24 protein-coding genes are annotated in these 18,083 nt (G+C 38.7%); 19 read left to right on the forward strand and 5 right to left on the reverse strand.

Annotated elements, in window-relative coordinates:
• Window positions 1-7: 7 nt before the first annotated feature.
• From AKG34_RS03335 to paaX, 8 genes are all read left to right on the forward strand, one after another.
• Window positions 8-313 carry an EthD family reductase gene (locus tag AKG34_RS03335; RefSeq protein ID WP_053344772.1) on the forward strand — a complete coding sequence of 102 codons (306 nt, stop codon included), beginning with the start codon at window positions 8-10 and terminating at the stop codon, window positions 311-313.
• Window positions 310-1,086, forward strand: a complete 777-nt coding sequence (locus AKG34_RS03340) for an enoyl-CoA hydratase/isomerase family protein (protein ID WP_053344773.1) — start codon at window positions 310-312, stop codon at window positions 1,084-1,086. The genes AKG34_RS03335 and AKG34_RS03340 overlap by 4 nt, the downstream gene beginning before the upstream one ends.
• 10 nt (window positions 1,087-1,096) lie before the next feature.
• A complete protein-coding gene (locus AKG34_RS03345; protein WP_053344774.1) occupies window positions 1,097-1,870 on the forward strand; it encodes an enoyl-CoA hydratase-related protein in 774 nt (257 codons plus the stop codon).
• A gap of 23 nt (window positions 1,871-1,893) precedes the next feature.
• Window positions 1,894-3,414 carry an aldehyde dehydrogenase family protein gene (locus AKG34_RS03350; protein WP_053344775.1) on the forward strand — a complete coding sequence of 507 codons (1,521 nt, stop codon included), beginning with the start codon at window positions 1,894-1,896 and terminating at the stop codon, window positions 3,412-3,414.
• A gap of 115 nt (window positions 3,415-3,529) precedes the next feature.
• Entirely contained in the window at window positions 3,530-4,402 is an 873-nt protein-coding gene (locus AKG34_RS03355; RefSeq protein ID WP_053344776.1) for a 3-hydroxyacyl-CoA dehydrogenase, read from the forward strand.
• Complete coding sequence (locus tag AKG34_RS03360; RefSeq protein WP_053344777.1) at window positions 4,399-5,607, forward strand: acetyl-CoA C-acyltransferase; 1,209 nt, start codon at window positions 4,399-4,401, stop codon at window positions 5,605-5,607. Before AKG34_RS03355 ends, AKG34_RS03360 begins: the two co-directional genes overlap by 4 nt.
• A gap of 64 nt (window positions 5,608-5,671) precedes the next feature.
• Window positions 5,672-6,448 carry an enoyl-CoA hydratase-related protein gene (locus tag AKG34_RS03365; RefSeq protein WP_053344778.1) on the forward strand — a complete coding sequence of 259 codons (777 nt, stop codon included), beginning with the start codon at window positions 5,672-5,674 and terminating at the stop codon, window positions 6,446-6,448.
• 88 nt (window positions 6,449-6,536) lie between these two features.
• Complete coding sequence (gene paaX / locus AKG34_RS03370; protein WP_152952336.1) at window positions 6,537-7,418, forward strand: phenylacetic acid degradation operon negative regulatory protein PaaX; 882 nt, start codon at window positions 6,537-6,539, stop codon at window positions 7,416-7,418.
• Between the two features lie 105 nt (window positions 7,419-7,523).
• On the opposite strand, the gene AKG34_RS03375 is transcribed toward paaX, so the two are convergent.
• Window positions 7,524-8,036, reverse strand: coding sequence for a gamma carbonic anhydrase family protein (locus AKG34_RS03375; RefSeq protein WP_053344780.1), 513 nt, complete (start codon window positions 8,034-8,036; stop codon window positions 7,524-7,526).
• 79 nt (window positions 8,037-8,115) lie between these two features.
• On the opposite strand from AKG34_RS03375, the gene AKG34_RS03380 reads away from it, so the two are divergent.
• Window positions 8,116-9,084: an NAD(P)H-dependent flavin oxidoreductase gene (locus AKG34_RS03380; protein ID WP_083450654.1), complete on the forward strand. Its 969-nt coding sequence runs from the start codon at window positions 8,116-8,118 to the stop codon at window positions 9,082-9,084.
• Window positions 9,085-9,334: 250 nt separating this feature from the next.
• On the opposite strand, the gene AKG34_RS26500 is transcribed toward AKG34_RS03380, so the two are convergent.
• Entirely contained in the window at window positions 9,335-9,460 is a 126-nt protein-coding gene (locus AKG34_RS26500) for a YjcZ family sporulation protein (RefSeq protein ID WP_083450655.1), read from the reverse strand.
• Window positions 9,461-9,677: 217 nt separating this feature from the next.
• On the opposite strand from AKG34_RS26500, the gene AKG34_RS03385 reads away from it, so the two are divergent.
• The 5 genes from AKG34_RS03385 to AKG34_RS03400 all read left to right on the forward strand — a co-directional run bounded on the left by AKG34_RS03385 (window position 9,678) and on the right by AKG34_RS03400 (window position 14,204).
• A complete protein-coding gene (locus AKG34_RS03385) occupies window positions 9,678-10,421 on the forward strand; it encodes a metallophosphoesterase family protein (RefSeq protein ID WP_053344781.1) in 744 nt (247 codons plus the stop codon).
• A 100-nt stretch (window positions 10,422-10,521) separates the two neighbouring features.
• The gene (locus AKG34_RS29225; RefSeq protein ID WP_255264051.1) at window positions 10,522-10,656 is read left to right on the forward strand and encodes a hypothetical protein; all 135 of its coding nucleotides are present in this window, start codon (window positions 10,522-10,524) and stop codon (window positions 10,654-10,656) included.
• A 217-nt stretch (window positions 10,657-10,873) separates the two neighbouring features.
• A complete protein-coding gene (locus AKG34_RS03390) occupies window positions 10,874-11,797 on the forward strand; it encodes a cation diffusion facilitator family transporter (protein WP_053344782.1) in 924 nt (307 codons plus the stop codon).
• Between the two features lie 297 nt (window positions 11,798-12,094).
• The gene (locus AKG34_RS03395) at window positions 12,095-12,787 is read left to right on the forward strand and encodes a response regulator transcription factor (protein ID WP_053344783.1); all 693 of its coding nucleotides are present in this window, start codon (window positions 12,095-12,097) and stop codon (window positions 12,785-12,787) included.
• Window positions 12,774-14,204 (forward strand): HAMP domain-containing sensor histidine kinase, encoded by a 1,431-nt coding sequence (locus tag AKG34_RS03400; protein WP_053347971.1) that lies wholly within the window; start codon window positions 12,774-12,776, stop codon window positions 14,202-14,204. Before AKG34_RS03395 ends, AKG34_RS03400 begins: the two co-directional genes overlap by 14 nt.
• 36 nt (window positions 14,205-14,240) lie before the next feature.
• Here the strand turns inward: AKG34_RS03400 and spx (AKG34_RS03405) are convergent, their stop codons facing one another.
• Window positions 14,241-14,660, reverse strand: a complete 420-nt coding sequence (gene spx / locus AKG34_RS03405; protein WP_053344784.1) for a transcriptional regulator Spx — start codon at window positions 14,658-14,660, stop codon at window positions 14,241-14,243.
• Between the two features lie 94 nt (window positions 14,661-14,754).
• Between spx (AKG34_RS03405) and AKG34_RS03410 the strand changes: the two genes are divergently transcribed.
• Window positions 14,755-14,988, forward strand: coding sequence for an ATP-binding protein (locus AKG34_RS03410; protein WP_053344785.1), 234 nt, complete (start codon window positions 14,755-14,757; stop codon window positions 14,986-14,988).
• Between the two features lie 36 nt (window positions 14,989-15,024).
• Here AKG34_RS03410 and spx (AKG34_RS03415) read toward each other — a convergent pair whose 3' ends face one another.
• Window positions 15,025-15,444 carry a transcriptional regulator Spx gene (spx, locus tag AKG34_RS03415; protein ID WP_053344786.1) on the reverse strand — a complete coding sequence of 140 codons (420 nt, stop codon included), beginning with the start codon at window positions 15,442-15,444 and terminating at the stop codon, window positions 15,025-15,027.
• Between the two features lie 150 nt (window positions 15,445-15,594).
• Between spx (AKG34_RS03415) and AKG34_RS03420 the strand changes: the two genes are divergently transcribed.
• The gene (locus tag AKG34_RS03420) at window positions 15,595-15,969 is read left to right on the forward strand and encodes a type 2 periplasmic-binding domain-containing protein (RefSeq protein ID WP_053344787.1); all 375 of its coding nucleotides are present in this window, start codon (window positions 15,595-15,597) and stop codon (window positions 15,967-15,969) included.
• The gene (gene modB, locus AKG34_RS03425) at window positions 15,966-16,619 is read left to right on the forward strand and encodes a molybdate ABC transporter permease subunit (RefSeq protein ID WP_053344788.1); all 654 of its coding nucleotides are present in this window, start codon (window positions 15,966-15,968) and stop codon (window positions 16,617-16,619) included. Before AKG34_RS03420 ends, modB begins: the two co-directional genes overlap by 4 nt.
• On the opposite strand, the gene AKG34_RS03430 is transcribed toward modB, so the two are convergent.
• The gene (locus tag AKG34_RS03430; RefSeq protein WP_053344789.1) at window positions 16,581-17,066 is read right to left on the reverse strand and encodes a GNAT family N-acetyltransferase; all 486 of its coding nucleotides are present in this window, start codon (window positions 17,064-17,066) and stop codon (window positions 16,581-16,583) included. The two genes, modB and AKG34_RS03430, sit on opposite strands and share 39 nt — an antisense overlap.
• Window positions 17,067-17,180: 114 nt before the next feature.
• On the opposite strand from AKG34_RS03430, the gene AKG34_RS03435 reads away from it, so the two are divergent.
• Both AKG34_RS03435 and AKG34_RS03440 read left to right on the forward strand, forming a co-directional pair.
• Window positions 17,181-17,675 (forward strand): hypothetical protein, encoded by a 495-nt coding sequence (locus tag AKG34_RS03435; protein ID WP_053344790.1) that lies wholly within the window; start codon window positions 17,181-17,183, stop codon window positions 17,673-17,675.
• A 198-nt stretch (window positions 17,676-17,873) separates the two neighbouring features.
• On the forward strand, window positions 17,874-18,071 hold the full coding sequence (locus AKG34_RS03440) for a cold-shock protein (RefSeq protein ID WP_028393295.1): 198 nt from the start codon (window positions 17,874-17,876) through the stop codon (window positions 18,069-18,071).
• The last annotated feature ends 12 nt before the right edge of the window (window positions 18,072-18,083 follow it).

Genomic DNA, 18,083 nt, shown 5'->3' on the forward strand with positions numbered 1-18,083 from the left:
TATTCAAATGGTAAAGTTAATAGCCCTATACAAGCAGCCTGAAAATAAGGAAGCGTTTGATGAGCACTATTTCAATGTACACGGTCCAATCACGGAAAAAATCCCTGGTCTTCAAAAAATGGAAGTCACTAAAATAGTCGGAACCCCAATGGGCAAAGACTCTGAATATCACATTCTATGTGAAATGTATTATGAAGACCATGAAGCACTTCAACAAGGCATGCGTTCTCCTGAAGGAAAAGCATCAGGAAAAGATTTAATGGGCTTTGCAGGGAAACTTGTAACGATGATGATTGGTGAAGAAGTAAAATGAATGCGCTTCAATTTACTGAAACGTCAATTGAGGACGGAATTGGCTATATCTTTTTAAATCGCCCAAAGCAATTGAATGCATTGAATCGACAAATGGTCAGCGAAATTGTTTCTTCTATGGAAGCATTTGACCGCGATTCCGAAGTGAAGGTGATTTTGCTGACGGGCAATGGAAAAGCATTCTCTGCTGGAGCTGACATTGATGAGATGGTGAATGACAATCCAATCAGTATGGAGTTAACTAACCAGTTTGCTGATTGGGACCGAATGGGTCTAGTTAAAAAGCCCGTGATTGGTGCGGTAAAAAGTTTTGTATTCGGTGGCGGTTTTGAACTTGCTTTATCCTGTGACTTTTTGATCGCCGCTAGTGACACACAGTTTTCCTTTCCTGAAGTTACTCTGGGAGTCATGCCTGGTGCAGGCGGAACACAAAGACTAACGAAATTGGTAGGCAAAACGAAGGCACTTGAATGGATATTGACTGCCGAAAGGATCAATGCAAAAACAGCATTACAATACGGCTTTATTAATAAAATTGTTGCACCAGAATTGTTAATGGAGGAAACGGTTGATTTTGCAAGAAAGATAGCCAAACAACCCCCGCTAGCAGTTAGGATGATTAAAGAATCCGTAAATAAAGCCGTTGATTATTCCTTATATGAGGGAATGCAATATGAACGGAAGAACTTCTATATTCTTTTTGCATCAGAGGACCAAAAAGAAGGAATGAAAGCATTTGTTGAAAAAAGAAAGCCTAATTTTACAGGCGAATAAGGAGTGCTCTATGTACGAAACAATCACATATAGGGTTGAAAACGGAGTGGCATGGCTTACTTTAAACCGTCCTGATAAACTAAATGCCTTTACGTCCCAAATGAATAGGGAGATACAAAAAGCGATCAAAACATCGGCAAGCTCTGATGAAGTACGTGCCATTATCATTACTGGGGAAGGCAGGGCCTTTTGTTCAGGACAAGATTTATCTGAAGTGGATGAAGATGTAAATTTAGGGCAAATGCTCCGGGAAGATTACAGCCCGATGATGCAGCAAATAGCAAGCTGTGAAAAACCAATTATTGCAGCCGTAAATGGAGTGGCTGCAGGGGCTGGCTTCAGTCTGGCACTGGCATGTGATTTCCGTCTTGTTTCCGAGAAAGCCAGTTTTTTAAATGCTTTTGTCAACATTGGTTTGATTCCTGATTCAGGAAATCTATATTACCTTTCGCGAATTGTTGGTCATGCAAAAGCATTGGAATTATCCGTATTTGGAGAAAAGGTACCTGCAGCTGAGGCGAAAAACATGGGTCTAGCTACAAAAGTAATCAGTGTGGAAGAATGGAACGAGCAAGTGAAAGCCTTTGCAGAAAACATCGCAAGCAAACCTACGAAAGCAATTGGGTTAATCAAAAGATACTTAGAGGCATCTTATCACCTTTCATTAGAAGAATATTTAAAAGAAGAAGCAGAAGGTCAGCGAATTGCTGGCTTAACGATAGATTATTCTGAAGGTGTAACAGCCTTTGCAGAGAAAAGAAAAGCTCAATTTATTGGGAAATAATATAAAAAAGGGAGTGGGATTACATGGTTAAAGTTCAAGAAACAGTATTTGAAAAAGCAGAAACGAAGCGTGATTATTACCACCTAATTATTAACGGCGAAAGAGTGGAAAGTTCTAACGGAGCTACCATTGATGCCATTAATCCTGCGACTGGGGAAATCATTGCCAAGGTTGCGAAGGCTACTAAGGAAGATGCAGAAAAAGCAGTGCAAGCTGCACGTGAAGCATTTGATAATGGCAAATGGAAAAAAACACCGATCAATAAGCGGTCTCGTGTATTAAACAAAATTGCGGCTATTATGCGTTCACGCTTCAATGAATTAGTAGAATTAGAGGTTTTGAACAGTGGAAAATCCATTTCTGCAGCACAAGGTCAAGTTATGCAGGCGATAGAAGACTTCGAGTTTTATGCGGGAGCTTTAGTTGGACATCGTGGATCAGTCAATAATGTTCCAGGTCAATTCCATAACTATACGGAAAAAGAACCTGTGGGAGTATGTGCGCAAATCATTCCTTGGAACTATCCAATGATGATGGCAGCTTGGAAAATTGCACCAGCTATTGCAGTGGGCTGTTCTGTCATTGTTAAGCCAGCATCTTTAACTCCACTTACTGCCATTGTATTAGGTGAAATTTGTATGGAAGCAGGCGTTCCTTCTGGGGTAGTCAATATCATTCCTGGTCCTGGATCTGATGTAGGGAATTATCTTGTTGAACATCCGAAAGTGAATAAAGTAGCTTTCACAGGATCTACGCCAATCGGAAGAGACCTTATGGGCAAAGCCTCGCAGACATTAAAAAGGGTAACATTGGAGCTTGGCGGAAAATCTCCTAATATTGTCTTTGAAGACGCTGACATTGAAGCAGCTATTGATGGATCCCTATATGGTATTTTCTACAATACAGGTCAATCTTGTGAGGCGAGATCACGTTTATACGTACATGAAGATATTTACGATGAGTTTGTCACTAGATTCGTAGAAAAAACGAAAAAACTGAAATTAGGCAATCCATTAGATAAAGAAACGCATGTAGGTGCAGTCATTGATCAGGGACAATTGGATGTTATCGAAAAATATGTTCAATCTGCTATTGCTGATGGAGCAAAAATCCTAGTGGGTGGAAAACAAGCTGTCATTGAAGGCTTTGAAAGTGGTTATTGGTATGAGCCGACAGTCATTGCGAATGTTAATCATGACATGGATGTCGTTAAAGAAGAAATATTTGGCCCAGTTGTCGTTATCATGAAGTTCAAAGATGAAAAAGAGGCCATTAGACTAGCTAATGATACGGAATTTGGTTTGGGTTCTGCCCTTTGGACAAAGGATGGCGGCCGCGCAACTCGTGTGGCAAATCAAATCGAAGCAGGGATTGTCATGGTCAACTGTCCATTCTCAGCTTTTCCAGGAACACCTTTCGGCGGCTATAAACAATCAGGATTTGGCCGGGAACTTTGCATTGAAACATTGGATCTTTATACAGAAACAAAAAGTATCATTTCCTATCATGGAAGCCGTCCATTAAATCCTTTTGGTATTAAATAAAAACATTGAATAGGAAGCTGGCTGAATAATCTGTCAGAAAAGTAATTCAGGTATAGTTGAATGCTGATCTGATTCATTGCAGCCAGCTTTATCTATTTTAAAGGAGAATGATCGAATGATTAGAAATATAGTGGTTGTAGGTTCTGGAGTTATGGGCAGAGGTATAGCCTATGTAGGGGCAACGGGAGGCTTTGACGTAATATTGGTAGATGTGAATCCAGATGCATTGGAAAGTGCAAAGAAAGAGATTGAAACGATCTTCGAAAAAGGTGTGCACTACAAGAAAATTACCCAAGAAGAAGCGGCTGCAGCAAAAAACAGATTTTTATATTCTTCCAATTTAGAAGAAGCGGCTGCAAAAGCTGATCTAATTATAGAGGCAGTTCCAGAACAGACAGAAATTAAGAAATCCGTTTTTGAAACAATTGAAGAACATGCACAAGAAAACTGCTATTTTGCTACTAATACTTCCACTATGAGCCCGACTGAAATTGGTTCTTATGGAAAGCGTCCTGAAAAAACGATAGCGATGCATTTTTTCAATCCTGTACAAAAAATGCCATTAGTAGAAATTGTTCGTGGCCTTGAAACCAGTGATGAAACGGCAGCGGTAATAAAAGAGGTTGCTGAAAAAATGGGGAAAGAGACAGTAGTCATTAACGAATTCCCTGGTTTTGTAACAAGCAGAATTAGCTGTCTGGTTGGAAATGAAGCGTTCTATATGCTTCAAGAAGGATTAGGTACACCTGAAGAAATCGATAAGGCAATAAAACTTGGACTGAATTATCCAATGGGACCATTTGAACTTGGGGATTTAGTGGGACTGGATGCCCGTTTAAATAATTTAAGATATTTACATAGTAAACTTGGTGAGAAATATCGTCCGGCACCGCTTCTTGAACAGTATGTAAAAGCAGGCCGGCTCGGTCGCAAGTCTGGTAAAGGTGTATACGACTATACTAAAAATGAAGAGGCGGTGGGAAAATGAGAGAAGTTGTGATTATAGATGCTGTGAGAACGCCTATTGGGAGATATAAAGGGGCCTTAAAAAGCGTACGTCCGGATGATCTTGGTGCAATTGTAATAAAGGCGCTAACAGAGCGGAATCCTGGTCTGCCGCCGGAACAAATTGAAGATGTCATTTTCGGAAATGCAAATCAGGCAGGAGAGGACAACCGTGATGTGGCGAGAATGTCTGCACTTTTAGCAGGTCTTCCAGTGAACGTAGCAGGGACAACCATTAATCGTTTGTGCGGCTCCGGACTTGATGCCGTTATGTATGCTGCACGCTCGATAGCTGTCGGGGAAGGGGATATTTACGTCGCAGGTGGAACTGAGAGCATGACTAGGGCGCCGTATGTCATGGCCAAACCTGAGAGTGATTTCCCGCGTGGGTCGATGGAGCTTCAAGATACAACGATCGGCTGGCGTTTTACGAATAAAAAGCTTGAAGAAATGTATGGCGCAGATTCCATGCCGCAAACAGCAGAAAATGTAGCCCAGCGCTTTAAGGTTTCGAGGAAGGATCAAGATCAATTCGCGTTTCAAAGTCAGCAAAGAGCGAAAAAGGCAGTGGAAAATGAGCGTTTTGTTAATGAAATTGTACCTGTTCGATATACGGATCGGAAAGGGAATGAGGTCATCATCGATAAAGATGAACATCCGCGTCCAGACACGACAATTGAAAAGCTAGAAAAACTCAAACCAATTTTTAAAGATGGTACTGTAACGGCTGGTAATGCTTCAGGTGTAAATGATGGAGCTTCAGCGTTACTATTAATGAGTGCCGATAAAGCTAGGGAACTTGGGTTAAAACCTCTGGCGAAATATGTTGTAGGTGCAGTAGCGGGCTTAGAGCCGTCGGTTATGGGCCTCGGTCCTATCTATGCAACAAAAAAAGCGTTGGATAGAGCAAATTTATCTATCGAAGACATCGGTCTAGTTGAATTAAACGAAGCCTTCGCTTCTCAATCTGTTGAATGTATTCGCCAATTAAAATTGGATCAGGAAAAAGTGAATGTAAACGGAGGAGCGATAGCGTTTGGTCATCCACTTGGAGCGAGCGGCGCACGGATATTAACAACACTGGTACACGAGATGAAAAAGCGAAAGGTCCGATTCGGGCTTGCCACGATGTGTGTCGGTGTAGGCCAGGGGATATCCGCTATTATAGAAAATATTGAGAATGATTAATAGAAAGCCCTTATTAGCTAGTCTACATAAGGGATAATTTTAAAAATAAAGGGGGAGAGAACGTATGTCTAATGTTATTTATAAAGTGGAAAATCATATCGGCTATATTACAGTGAATCGTCCAGACGTATTGAATTGTTTTGACTATGTGACCCTTATTGAGTTGCAGGAAGTCATAAATAAGGTCTATTCAGACGGGGATATCCGCGTCGTTATTTTCACAGGTGCAGGAGAAAAAGCATTCAGTGCAGGAGCGGATTTAAAAGAAAGAAAGACTTTAAATGAAGCGGAAGTACGAAGAAACGTTAAAGCAATTCGCGATGTATTTAATAGTATCGCAGGTCTTCCTCAGCCAACTATAGCTGCCGTAAATGGATATGCATTGGGGGGAGGGTTTGAATGGTTGCTGTCGTGTGACTTTGCCATTGCAGCCGAAGGTGTATCGTTGGGTCTTACTGAAACAAGTTGGGCAATTATCCCTGGAGCAGGTGGTACACAGCGTTTGCCGAGGTTAATTGGTGAAATGAAAGCGAAAGAATTAATTTTCACTGCTAAAAAATTGACAGCAGAAGAGGCTTATGAATTAGGAATTCTTTTGAAAGTGGTGCCGCGTAACCTCCTGATATCTGTTTGTGAAGAATTGGCAGCAGATATTATGAAGAACGGGCCGGTCGCAGTCAAACAAGCAAAGTATGCTATCACTCAAGGGATGAATACAGACTTACAAACAGGGATGGCCATCGAGGGAAAAGCATATGAATTAACGATTCCAACTGAAGACAGATTGGAAGCTCTCCAAGCATTTAGCGAACGGAGAAAAACACAATTTACAGGTAAATGATATTGCGGTTTCATTTTAAAAAGATATAATAATAATTATGTGTTCCGTGTGAAATTGGTAACAATGCTTAATGGATGAGGTGAGAAATATAGGTACAAATACACAATCCATGATTTTTACGATATATGGAGACTATATCCGTAATTATGGAAGTAAAATCTGGATAGGTAGTTTAATTCGTTTATTAAAGGAATTCGGTCATAATGAGCAGGGTGTACGTGTAGCCGTTTCGCGAATGGTAAAGCAAGGTTGGATTCAGTCCGAAAAGCAAGGAAATAAAAGCTATTACTTTTTGACTGATCGCGGCGTGAAGCGAATGGAAGAAGCTGCAAATCGTATTTATAAGATGAATCCAAATGAATGGGACGGTAAATGGCGTATTTTAATGTATACGATACCTGAAGATAAACGGCAATTACGCGATGATCTTCGTAAGGAATTATTATGGAGCGGATTTGGCAGTTTTTCTAACGGTTGCTGGATTTCACCTAATAATTTGGAGAAAGAAATAAATCTTTTAATCGAGAAATATGACATCAGTGAATATGTGGATTTTTTCATTTCAGAATATAAGGGTCCACAGGAAAATCAATCGCTTGTCGAGAAAAGCTGGCCATTAGCTGAGATTGAGAGTAAATATGAAGATTTCATTGAGAAATACAGTAAACAATTCATCGTTCATCAAAGCATCATTAGCAGAGGAGAAATGTCAGATGCGGATTGCTTTGTAGAACGAACAAATTTAGTTCATGAGTATCGTAAGTTTTTATTTATCGATCCGGGTCTTCCTAAAGAACTTTTGCCTTCAAAGTGGAACGGTAATCATGCAGCATTATTATTTAGTCAGTACTATCAAGTCTTGGCTGAACCAGCAAGCCGTTTCTTTGAAAGCGTATTTCAGGAAAACAATGATTTATGTAGGAAAGATGAAACCTATGATGCAAAGGATCATCCTCTTATTATTAAGTAAAAAAGAGCTGCAGAAAGTCACTAATGACAACTTACTGCAGCTCTTTTTTGTAATATAGTCTTTAAAGTAAATGGAGAAATCTCAGAGAATGCGCACCGCATACAATTAATCAAGAACTTCTTTAAAATCCTTTCCTTTTTGTACATATGTATCAATGGAAAGTTGAATTAATTGAAGATCTTTATCATTCAATTTGCGAACCACTTTCCCTGGAGAACCGATAACAAGCGAACGTGGAGGTATACTTTTACCAGCGGCAATCAATGTATTTGCCCCAATAATACATTCTTCACCAATTTCGACATTATCCAAAATTGTAGATCCCATACCGATAATAGAACGTCTACCCACTTTACAGCCATGTAAAATAACGTTATGACCGACTGTTACTTCGTCTTCAATAACAACAGGACAGCCTTCAAATAAATGAATGGTGGAGTTATCTTGAATACTGCACTTTTCTCCTATGGTAATTGAATCTTCATCGCCACGTAGTACAGAGTTAAACCAAATAGTAGATTCTTTCCCAATCGTAATATCACCAATTAAATGAGCACCAGGCGCTACAAAAACAGTTTCGTCAAAAGAAGGCTTTTTATTGTTGTATGGAATAATCATATTATCGCTCCTTGTGAAAAGTCAGAATTGTTTTTCTATTAAATATAGTATAACATTAAATAGATAGGGAGGGTTAAAAGTGAAACATATTTGTGAGTTTTTTTCTATAAAATATCCAATAATACAAGGCGGTATGGGGAATATTAGCAACGCAAATCTTGCGGCTGCTGTGTCTAATGCTGGGGGTCTAGGAACAATAGGGTGCGGTACAATGAACCCTGAACAGGTAGAAACTATTATTCTTGAAACAAAAGAAAAAACTAATAACACTTTTGCGTTGAACATCCCGATAAATGTTAGTCCATATACAGATGAGTTAATCAATCTTGTTTTTAAGCATGATATACCTATAGTATCTTTATCAGCAGGAAATCCTGCTCCTTACATACCACTTTTACATAAAAAGAATATAAAAGTGATAGCTATTGTTGCGTCGGTCAAACATGCTCAAAAAGCGCAAGACGCAGGGGCAGATGTATTAGTTGCGGAGGGGTTTGAAGCTGCTGGAATTAACTCTAATCTAGAATTAACAACATTTACACTTATTCCGCAAATTAGCAAGAATGTTACGGTACCGGTTTTTGCTGCAGGAGGAATTGGCAATGGACAGGGGTTAGCTGCTGCATTAATGCTTGGAGCTTCAGGCGTCCAGTTAGGAACCAGGTTGATTGCTACAAAGGAAGCACCGTTTCATCCATCATATAAACAGAAACTACTCAAAGCAATTGATAATGATACATGTATATTGGGACGATCCGTTGATCAGGTTAGAAGAGTATTGAAGGACCCATACACAGTGAAAGTTTTAGATTTGGAGAAAAAAGGTCTGTCACCTGTGGATTATCGTGAAATGACATCAGAGGAACATCATATTAATGGTGCAATACACGGAGATGTTAAAAATGGTTTTATGAACAGCGGACAGGTGGCAGGATTGATTGATGATATTCCCACGGTTAAGGAATTACTTGATGGGATAATGAATGATGCGAAAAAACAAATGGAGGACAAGTTGAATAGTCTTTCCATGACCTTTACTCAAATGTAAAGCCATAGAATTCTAGCGGATGGATACCATCATTGCTAGTGGTTGATGTCTCGAGTAACTAGAAGTAAAGGGGAGAAGATTCCTATAAACGACGTATTGATATCACAGGGGAAAATCAATCACCTTCTAAGAAAATCGAGGCGGAATTGCACTGATTGTCAACTGGTTCATTATGAAGACATGGAAACAAAAAGTAAATCAATAACAAAAAAGGCGCCGTTAGCAGGCGCCTTTTTATTATTATTTATTATCAGAATCCACCGAATCCCCAACTGCAGCCAATGATGATTAACAGGATAAATAACACAATCAGTAATGCAAAGCCGTTATCGAAACCGTCACCACCGTCACAACATTCATTTCTGTGTCCACCCATTTAATTGTTCCTCCTCATACATATTATGAATTACATACCTAGTAAAACATCTTTACTGGGAATACTTCATACTATGTATTCTAGGCCGAAGTGTTTGCTTATTCATTGAAAATAGGCGTTGGCGTATGAAAGGAATAAGCCCGAATATTTTTTTGATGGCGTTCAAAATGTTATAATATACCATGTAGATTTTAAGAGAAGGGAGCTGAACTTAGTCATGAAAGTTGCCATTATAACGGATGTACATGGTAATGCTTCAGCGTTAAAAGCCGTTCTTAGGGTTATTGATGAAAGGGATGAGATTGATCATATCTATTGTTTAGGAGATATGGTTGGGATAGGTCCTGATACAAATGAAGTCCTGGATCTTTTATTTTCAAGAAATGATTTATCAATGATAACCGGAAATCATGATGAAGCAGTCCTGGCCATCATTAAAGGGGAACCGCATCCAGATGGTCACATTCATGTCAAAGAGCATCATGAATGGATAGCGGAAAGAATGAATCAAACTTTTATATCCAAGCTGGAAAAATTGCCTCGCACCATACAACATATGTTTAACAATTACTCCTTTTTCTTCACTCATTATCATATGGAACCGAAGAAACTAGATGAACACATAAGTCAAAATCCATTTAGTAAAATCGTTGAACCGAATCTAAATAACTTAGAAAGACTATTTAAGAATCAGTTTCACCATTTAATTGGATTTGGACATCATCATCCCATACATCATTTTAGAAATGACCAAACTATATACTTAAACCCAGGTTCACTCGGATGTAATAGTGAACCAGTTGCACCTTATGCCATTGTTTCGATTGAAGACAGCGGTATTCAGGTGAATCTCGAAAAAGTCACATATGATAACTCATTGTTTTTATTATCGTATAAGAACTTACAAGTTCCTGAACATGAATTCATTATACGTGCTTTCCATGGGAATCAGAGAGTTTAGGACGTTAACAAATTATAAAAAATGGGAGGATATTCAGCATAAAGGTACATGCATGGGGATACGATAATAGGCAAAACATGATTCTTTTGGAGGTAAGGCTATGAAAGAAAAAGAACAAGATATAAATCTTCAGGGACAAGAAGAGATAGAACAACACAGTCTTGTCTGTAATAATGAACTGTTTAATAAGGACCTTCTCGCCATTGTAGATGATACAATGCAAGAGGAAGGATAACGGGGCGGAACACGCTGCAGGAATTTAGTCTGCAGCGTTTATTTTAGCTTTAAAATGGCGAAGGCCAACCGCATTTCGAAATCAAATAAGCTCTCGGATTTTTTTCATGCACTATCTCCATAATTGTACAGCAGAAAATGCGAAAGTGAATCATTTGAAACCATTCTGAATTTATCCCATACTATATATAAGTTTTAAATCCGAGAGGAGGGATAGCATGGGACATCAGCATGGTCACTCTCATGATCATGGACATCACCATCATCATTCTGAAAATAAAAAAGCTTTGTTGGCATCTTTTTTACTGATTTCCACATTTATGGTCGTCGAAGTAATTGGAGGATTTATGACAAATAGTCTGGCTTTATTGTCAGATGCAGGTCATATGCTAAGTGATGCGGCTGCACTAGGCCTAAGCTATACAGCGATAAGATTGGGTGAAAAAAAAGCAACACAGACTAAATCTTATGGATATAAGCGATTTGAAATCATTGCTGCATGTTTGAATGGTTTGACCTTGATTGTTATATCAGTATTTATTTTCATCGAGGCGATTAGAAGGTTTGTGAATCCTCCTGAGGTGCAAAGTCTAGGAATGTTAATGATTTCAATCATTGGCTTACTGGTGAATATCATTGCAGCATGGATTTTAATGAGCGGAGATAAAGACGATAACTTGAATGTACGGAGTGCCTTTTTACATGTAATTGGCGATATGCTTGGTTCAGTGGGTGCAATTGCGGCAGCACTCTTGATTTATTTCTTCGATTGGGGAATCGCAGACCCGATTGCAAGTGTTGTTGTAGCGATTTTAATTATTATCAGCGGCATTAGAGTAGTGAGGGATTCTTTCCATATCTTGATGGAGGGGACACCATATCAAGTAGATATGGAAGAAGTGAAAACTTCATTGAAAGAATTGCCGAATGTGTCCGATGTCCATGATCTCCATATCTGGACGATTACATCTAGTTTTTTGACGATGAGCTGTCATGTTGTTATTGATGAAAACGGCAATCACGATACAGTTTTAGCAGAAGCGCAAAAGCTTCTTCATGATCAATTTGGTATTGAGCACAGTACAATTCAAGTGGAAAGACAGGAAGTAGGCTGTCCAAATCCCCACGAGACATGTAATTGAAAAGAGGTTGGCTCAAGTGTCAGAGCCAACCTCTTTAAGGTGTTAGTAAAAGGGAATTCCTCAGAAAGTACAAGCAACAATTTTAATTCTCAGTGTTAGACTAGAGAGAACGTTTAAAAAAAAGGAAGAGGAGCAGAGGTAATAGAAATACTATGTAGAAAAAGCATCCGCGAATTTTACTGCGAACATAATCCTGACACATTAAAAGGGTATGATGGAGAAAAAATGCCTTGCTGACTTGATTGGTTGGCGAATGCAATATAATTCCACTATAATTCAGGAAGGAGGAATCCCTTAATGAAGAAAATTCTTGTCGTTGAAGATGAAATTGCCATTTCTATGGTATTGAAAGCATATTTAGAGCGTGAGGGATTTGATGTAGTCCAAGTATATGATGGGCTTAAGGCTGTTCCTATTTTTGAAGAAACGAACCCAGACCTTGTGCTACTTGATGTAATGCTACCGGGTAAGGAAGGTTGGGACATCTTGAAGGAAATTCGGGAGAACAATATGTGCCCGGTTATTATGTTGACTGCGCTGAACGATGTTGATTACCGATTATCTGGTTTTAAGTCAGGGGCAGATGATTATATCTCTAAACCTTTTGTTGCCGATGAAGTCGTGGCCCGGGTACATGCCGTTTTAAGAAGATCCTCGACGATTGTTGGGGAAGAAAATCATATACATCAGTTTGGTAGTTTATCCATTGATGATCAATCCTATATGGTGCAAATAAAAGGGGAAGAGATAAACTTGACGCCTCGTGATTTGTCGCTGCTCATTTTTTTCGCTAAGCATCCGAATCAGATTTTTACGAGAGAGCAGCTGCTAGATCAAGTGTGGGGCATGGATTATGATGGAAGTGACCGCGCCGTGGACCTGGCGATCAAACGAATCAGGAAGGCAATCGATTCATGGCCTTCTTGTGAAGGGGAAATTAAAACATTGCGTGGATTGGGGTATCAACTTAGTGTCTATGAAAAAAACTAGAAAAAGAACCACTTTGCAGCGCTATTGGACGAAGAGATACGTATTGACCTTGATTTCAGGCTTAGTATTATTGTCTATTTTTTCATTATGGTGGATGGAAAAAACCGCATTAGAATATAGGCTAAGCCTCCTTAAGTACTTAGCTGATGAAACATCTGACCGAGCGATAAAGGCAAATGGCCAGATTGTCGTTGGACCTGTACTTTCGGAAATCGTTGAGGAAAGGGAAAAAATCCTTCACTTGAACCAGCAGCCGATTATCTATATCGTCGATCCCGATGGCAGCATCATTTATACGATGCCTCAATTATATATAGATGCAGATAATAATAAGCTTCCTAGCGTTATTATGAAAAATCCTGAGTTAATTCAGAAGGTCAAAATTTCGGACAACAAAGTATATGTCGTCAAATCTCCCATTACGTTTAATGAAGAGACTAAGGGATGGGTAGTCATTGCCCAGGAAGAAGGGGCATTAAAAGAACTCAACCAGGACCATGGCTTGTTGGCAATCATGATTGGAGGCCTCCTCGTGCTGGGCACAGGAGTCATTTATCTACTTTCGAGACAGATTTCGAGGCCAATTCAAGACGTCGCTAACGCTGCCGTTCAGGTTCGTGAGGGCAACTATGACATCCATTTCAAAGAGGAAGAGGACATAAGGGAAGAAGAAATTTATGAACTAATAGAGTCATTTAAGGAAATGACCAATCGTTTAAAGGCCATGGAAAAATTAAGGGCGGAATTGCTTGCAGGTGTCACTCATGATTTGAAAACACCGGTTACCTCCATTAGCGGACTAATTCAAGCAGTTAAGGATGAAGTTGTTACCGGAGAGCAAAGTAAGGAATTCTTGGATATTTCCTTAAAGGAAACACAACGCCTGCAAGGAATGATAGAGGATTTGCTCAATTATAATGCTATTTCAGCAGGTGCCTTTAAAATTCGAGTACAAAAAGAAAATATCAATACATTCATCCAGGAAATCGCCTATCGTTGGCAAGTCACCCAGGATGATCAAGAGTTTAATCTGGATATAAAGGTTCCTGAAGAACCTATTTTTGGCCAAATTGATTCTTTGCGGATGCAGCAAATTGTCATTAACCTTTTAAATAATGCTAGGCATTCACTTGATGGCATAGGGAAACTAGAGATTAATCTTTATGAGAAGGAAGACAATAGGATATGTATTGATGTGCAGGACAGTGGCCGAGGAATTCCTGTACATGAACAACAGTATGTGTTTGAACCGTTTTATCGAGGTGAAGACAAAAAGCTGAAGATACGTGGTTTAGGTTTAGGACTGCCATTCAGCAAGATGCTTGCCAAAGCGCAAAAGGGAGATCTTGTGCTGAAAGAAAGTAATGAACAAGGGACGACGTTTACAATTATTGTAGAGAAAGCAAATCAGATATAAAAAAAGGGTTGTCCGCTTTAATGGACAACCCTTTAATTATGCACCGATGTGGGATGGTTGATAATCCAGTTGGCTGATTGCGCGCCATAATTGAACATGACGTACATTTCTAGGAAGGAAGCGTCCCATTTCTTCTTCGTTATAACCGGCATGTAAATTCTTATGGTCAAAAATAATTGGTCGGCGAAGTAAATCCGGGTTATCTTGAATAAGCTTACAAAGATCATTTAATGGTGTATTATTTATATCGATATTTAAGCTACTGAATTTTTTAGAACGGGTTGAGATGATTTCATCTGTACCGCCTTCTGTTTTACGTAAAACCTCTTTAATTTCTTCTATAGAAAGCGGTTGTGAATATAAATTACGTTCATTGTAGGAAATTTCGTTTTTCTTAAGCCAAGCTTTTGCTTTACGACAGGCTAAACTGCTTGGAGTAGTATAAATTGTTACCATTTAAAATCGACTCCTTCAAAGTGTTAAAGTTTATGGAATGAATTATTTTTATATTTGTTATACTCTTACTTTAACGTTTTTTTGTGTCAGCACTATGTCAAGAAATATAAACTTAAAAGTTATTTTAATTCCTGTACATGAACAACAGTATGTGTTTGAACCGTTTTATCGAGGTGAAAACAAAAAGCTGAAGATACGTGGTTTAGGTTTAGGACTGCCATTCAGCAAGATGCTTGCCAAAGCGCAAAAGGGAGATCTTGTGCCGAAAGAAAGTAATGAACAAGTGACGACGTTTACAATTATTGTAGAGAAAGCAAATCAGATATAAAAAAAGGGTTGTCCGCTTTAATGGACAACCCTCTAATTATGCACCGATGGGGGATGGTTGATAATCCAGTTGGCTGATTGCGCGCCATAATTGAACATGACGTACATTTCTAGGAAGGAAGCGTCCCATTTCTTCTTCGTTATAACCGGCATGCAAGTTCTTATGGTCGAAAATGATTGGTCGGCGAAGTAAATCCGGGTTATCTTGAATAAGCTTACAAAGATCATTAAGTGGTGTATTATTTATATCGATATTTAAGCTATTGAATTTTTTAGAACGGGTTGAGATGATTTCATCTGTACCGCCTTCTGTTTTACGTAAAATCTCTTTAATTTCTTCTATAGAAAGAGGTTGTGAATATAAATTACGTTCATTGTAGGAAATTTCGTTTTTCTTAAGCCAAGCTTTTGCTTTACGACAGGCTAAACTGCTTGGAGTAGTATAAATTGTTACCATTTAAAATCGACTCCTTCAAAGTGTTAAAAGTTTATGGAATGAAATTATTTTTGTTTTTGTGATACTCTTACTTTAACGTTTCTTTGTGTCAGCAATATGTCAAGAAAAATAAACTTAAAAGTTATTTTGAAAAGAAAGGGAGAAAATGAAATGCAATCTGCCTTTAATAAAGTAAACAATGATAGTACGCTGCCATATAATCTTGATTCTTTAGTGCGGCAACAGCAGCAAATTTTCAATGTTACACCGGTTAATTTGTTTATTTCAACGGATGAATCTCCATTTAATTGCATAGTGAATGATTGGATCATATACAAATGCATTGATTTTATAGGCAATAAAACCATAATGGCATTACATAAGGATGAAGATAATAAATCGAAAGCAGCGAAGACAGCTGCGAGCAGCACACCAAAAATTGTTAAAGCCGGGCAATATGTGATGGAAACGTTCGATTCAATGCAAGTAACGAACAAAGTCCAAGATACGCTCTTTTTTTCTAAGGATGTGTGGATAGTATCATGACAGCAGATTTTTGGTCACCAGTCAGACTATCGATCCAGGTAGCGGGACTCGCAGGTATCCTTGTTTTTATTTTAGGAATTTTCCTTGCACGAATAATGGCTAAAAAGCAATTCAGAGGAAAAATCCTATTGGAAACCGCATTTTTATTACCACTTGTTTTGCCTCCTTCTGTCGTCGGTTTTTTATTGATTGTGATTTTTGGGAAAAACGGAAGGCTGGGTGAATTCATTGAAAGGGTTTTTAATCAGCCCTTAATGTTCACATGGTGGGCAGCGGTTATTGCATCTACCGTTGTCGCTTTTCCACTTATGTACCAATCCGCTAAAACAGGTTTTGAAGGTATAGATGAAGAAATCGAGAATGCAGCAAGAGTTGATGGGGCAGGCGAGTGGAGGTTGTTTCTGCTAGTATCCCTTCCATTGGCGGTTAAATCAATCGTCACAGGTGCCATATTGAGTTCTGCACGGGCTTTGGGTGAATTCGGGGCGACGCTTATGTTTGCCGGAAATATTCCCGGACAGACACAGACAATTCCTACCGCTATTTATATCGCCATGGACTCCGGGAATATGACATTAGCCTGGCTATGGGTCGGTGTAATCATTGCTATTTCATTCATCATGCTCTTTGTCGTGACGTACATTAAATGAATGATTTTTTTCATATAGACTAATAAAAAAATGAGGTGCGGCTTCTACATCTTTTGTATGCGTGAAGCCGTTTTTTTCGTACAGTTTTCTTGCAGGCAGGTTCATTTTACCGGTCGAAACGGATAGTTTTCCCCATTTACAAGTAAATTGAAGATGATTCAGCAGTGTTTCTGCTATTCCTTGTCGAAAATAATCTGGATGGACGACAATTCGGCAAATCTCCATATGCATAATTTCTTTTGTATAGGATATTGCTCCAGCTAATGTATCGGCCTTGAAAAAGCCGATAAACGTTTCATTACAATTTAAAAATTGGTCATATGTTTCTAATAATGGGGGAATATCGGTAAATTCAATAATATTTGCTTCTATCTGATAGGCTTTTTTCTGAAGCATAAAAAGCTGTTGTCCATAATTAGAGTCTAGGACTTGAATTTTTTTTATCAAATAATCACATCCTTTAGTTACATTATAATAGATGATGACGAGGAAGATTATTGTTTCTAATCAGTCTATGTTATAATCGACAAACAATATGAACTAATGAAATGAGGAAGAAATTTGTTAACATTTGAAGAAAAATTGAGCATTATTGAAACTTTTCCTGAATTACAGAGGAAAGATGTTTCACTGGGCCGTGTGAATTTCCACTATCTAGAAAGTGTCCAAGAGAAAAAGATCGTCGTTCAGCACCTGCATCCAAATGGAAATGGATTCGTATACGCAGGGCATATGAGAAAGAAAGAAACTGACCGTAAAGGATTTATCAATATACGTGACTATACTGAAGAGGAATTAAAAGATTTGATTCAAAAAAGCATAGCTTATCTATCCGAACCTCCGGTTGAAATCGAAGAAGAAGAAGAAAACGAGTTCGCTAGGTTGGAAGGAACATGGATTGGACTTGAAAAGCAGGAGCTTTCGCTTGTTAGAGAAGATCAACTCTGGAACGTATACTCTGGATCGAATTTGGAGGAGTGTTTCGAGAGCCCGATTGAGGCAGAGCGCTATTTACTGGACGAAGGTTTCCGCCAAAGCAAGAAGAGAAAAATGTAGAATTTTAGGATAATTTGTCGTTGGAATTACAGCGATAATCATGTTTTTTTTTGATTTTCCATGATATAATATAAGTAATTATTTTTGTTCGGAATAAGTTTGATAGATGGATTTACCGTTATAGGATTCCTCTTGAAACATTATCCAGAACCAAAAATAGTAATAAAATGGATTTTTCCAAACACAGGAGGAACTATCATGGTACAAGGTAAAGTAAAATGGTTTAACGCAGAAAAAGGTTTCGGTTTCATCGAAGTTGAAGGCCAAGACGATGTATTCGTACATTTCTCAGCTATCCAAGGCGAAGGCTTCAAAACTCTTGAAGAAGGCCAAGAAGTTTCTTTCGAAATCGAGCAAGGCGCTCGTGGACCACAAGCAGCTAACGTTCAAAAATAATTGAACGCTTAT

Origin of the sequence: Peribacillus butanolivorans, from assembly GCF_001273755.1 — a bacterium.
Classification (GTDB): Bacteria; Bacillota; Bacilli; order Bacillales; family DSM-1321; genus Peribacillus; species Peribacillus butanolivorans.

Bases quoted from the DNA above. Each gene is read 5' to 3' on its own strand.
- AKG34_RS03340 (WP_053344773.1), top strand. From the start codon at position 310: ATGAATGCGCTTCAATTTACTGAAACGTCAATTGAGGACGGAATTGGC.
- AKG34_RS03400 (WP_053347971.1), top strand. From the start codon at position 12,774: ATGAAAAAAACTAGAAAAAGAACCACTTTGCAGCGCTATTGGACGAAG.
- AKG34_RS03345 (WP_053344774.1), top strand. From the start codon at position 1,097: ATGTACGAAACAATCACATATAGGGTTGAAAACGGAGTGGCATGGCTT.
- modB (WP_053344788.1), top strand. From the start codon at position 15,966: ATGACAGCAGATTTTTGGTCACCAGTCAGACTATCGATCCAGGTAGCG.
- AKG34_RS03420 (WP_053344787.1), top strand. From the start codon at position 15,595: ATGCAATCTGCCTTTAATAAAGTAAACAATGATAGTACGCTGCCATAT.
- AKG34_RS03410 (WP_053344785.1), top strand. From the start codon at position 14,755: ATGTCAAGAAATATAAACTTAAAAGTTATTTTAATTCCTGTACATGAA.
- AKG34_RS03440 (WP_028393295.1), top strand. From the start codon at position 17,874: ATGGTACAAGGTAAAGTAAAATGGTTTAACGCAGAAAAAGGTTTCGGT.
- AKG34_RS26500 (WP_083450655.1), bottom strand. From the start codon at position 9,460: ATGGGTGGACACAGAAATGAATGTTGTGACGGTGGTGACGGTTTCGAT.
- AKG34_RS03335 (WP_053344772.1), top strand. From the start codon at position 8: ATGGTAAAGTTAATAGCCCTATACAAGCAGCCTGAAAATAAGGAAGCG.
- AKG34_RS03365 (WP_053344778.1), top strand. From the start codon at position 5,672: ATGTCTAATGTTATTTATAAAGTGGAAAATCATATCGGCTATATTACA.
- AKG34_RS03375 (WP_053344780.1), bottom strand. From the start codon at position 8,036: ATGATTATTCCATACAACAATAAAAAGCCTTCTTTTGACGAAACTGTT.
- AKG34_RS03360 (WP_053344777.1), top strand. From the start codon at position 4,399: ATGAGAGAAGTTGTGATTATAGATGCTGTGAGAACGCCTATTGGGAGA.
- spx (WP_053344784.1), bottom strand. From the start codon at position 14,660: ATGGTAACAATTTATACTACTCCAAGCAGTTTAGCCTGTCGTAAAGCA.
- AKG34_RS03385 (WP_053344781.1), top strand. From the start codon at position 9,678: ATGAAAGTTGCCATTATAACGGATGTACATGGTAATGCTTCAGCGTTA.
- AKG34_RS03390 (WP_053344782.1), top strand. From the start codon at position 10,874: ATGGGACATCAGCATGGTCACTCTCATGATCATGGACATCACCATCAT.
- AKG34_RS03350 (WP_053344775.1), top strand. From the start codon at position 1,894: ATGGTTAAAGTTCAAGAAACAGTATTTGAAAAAGCAGAAACGAAGCGT.
- AKG34_RS29225 (WP_255264051.1), top strand. From the start codon at position 10,522: ATGAAAGAAAAAGAACAAGATATAAATCTTCAGGGACAAGAAGAGATA.
- spx (WP_053344786.1), bottom strand. From the start codon at position 15,444: ATGGTAACAATTTATACTACTCCAAGCAGTTTAGCCTGTCGTAAAGCA.
- AKG34_RS03355 (WP_053344776.1), top strand. From the start codon at position 3,530: ATGATTAGAAATATAGTGGTTGTAGGTTCTGGAGTTATGGGCAGAGGT.
- AKG34_RS03395 (WP_053344783.1), top strand. From the start codon at position 12,095: ATGAAGAAAATTCTTGTCGTTGAAGATGAAATTGCCATTTCTATGGTA.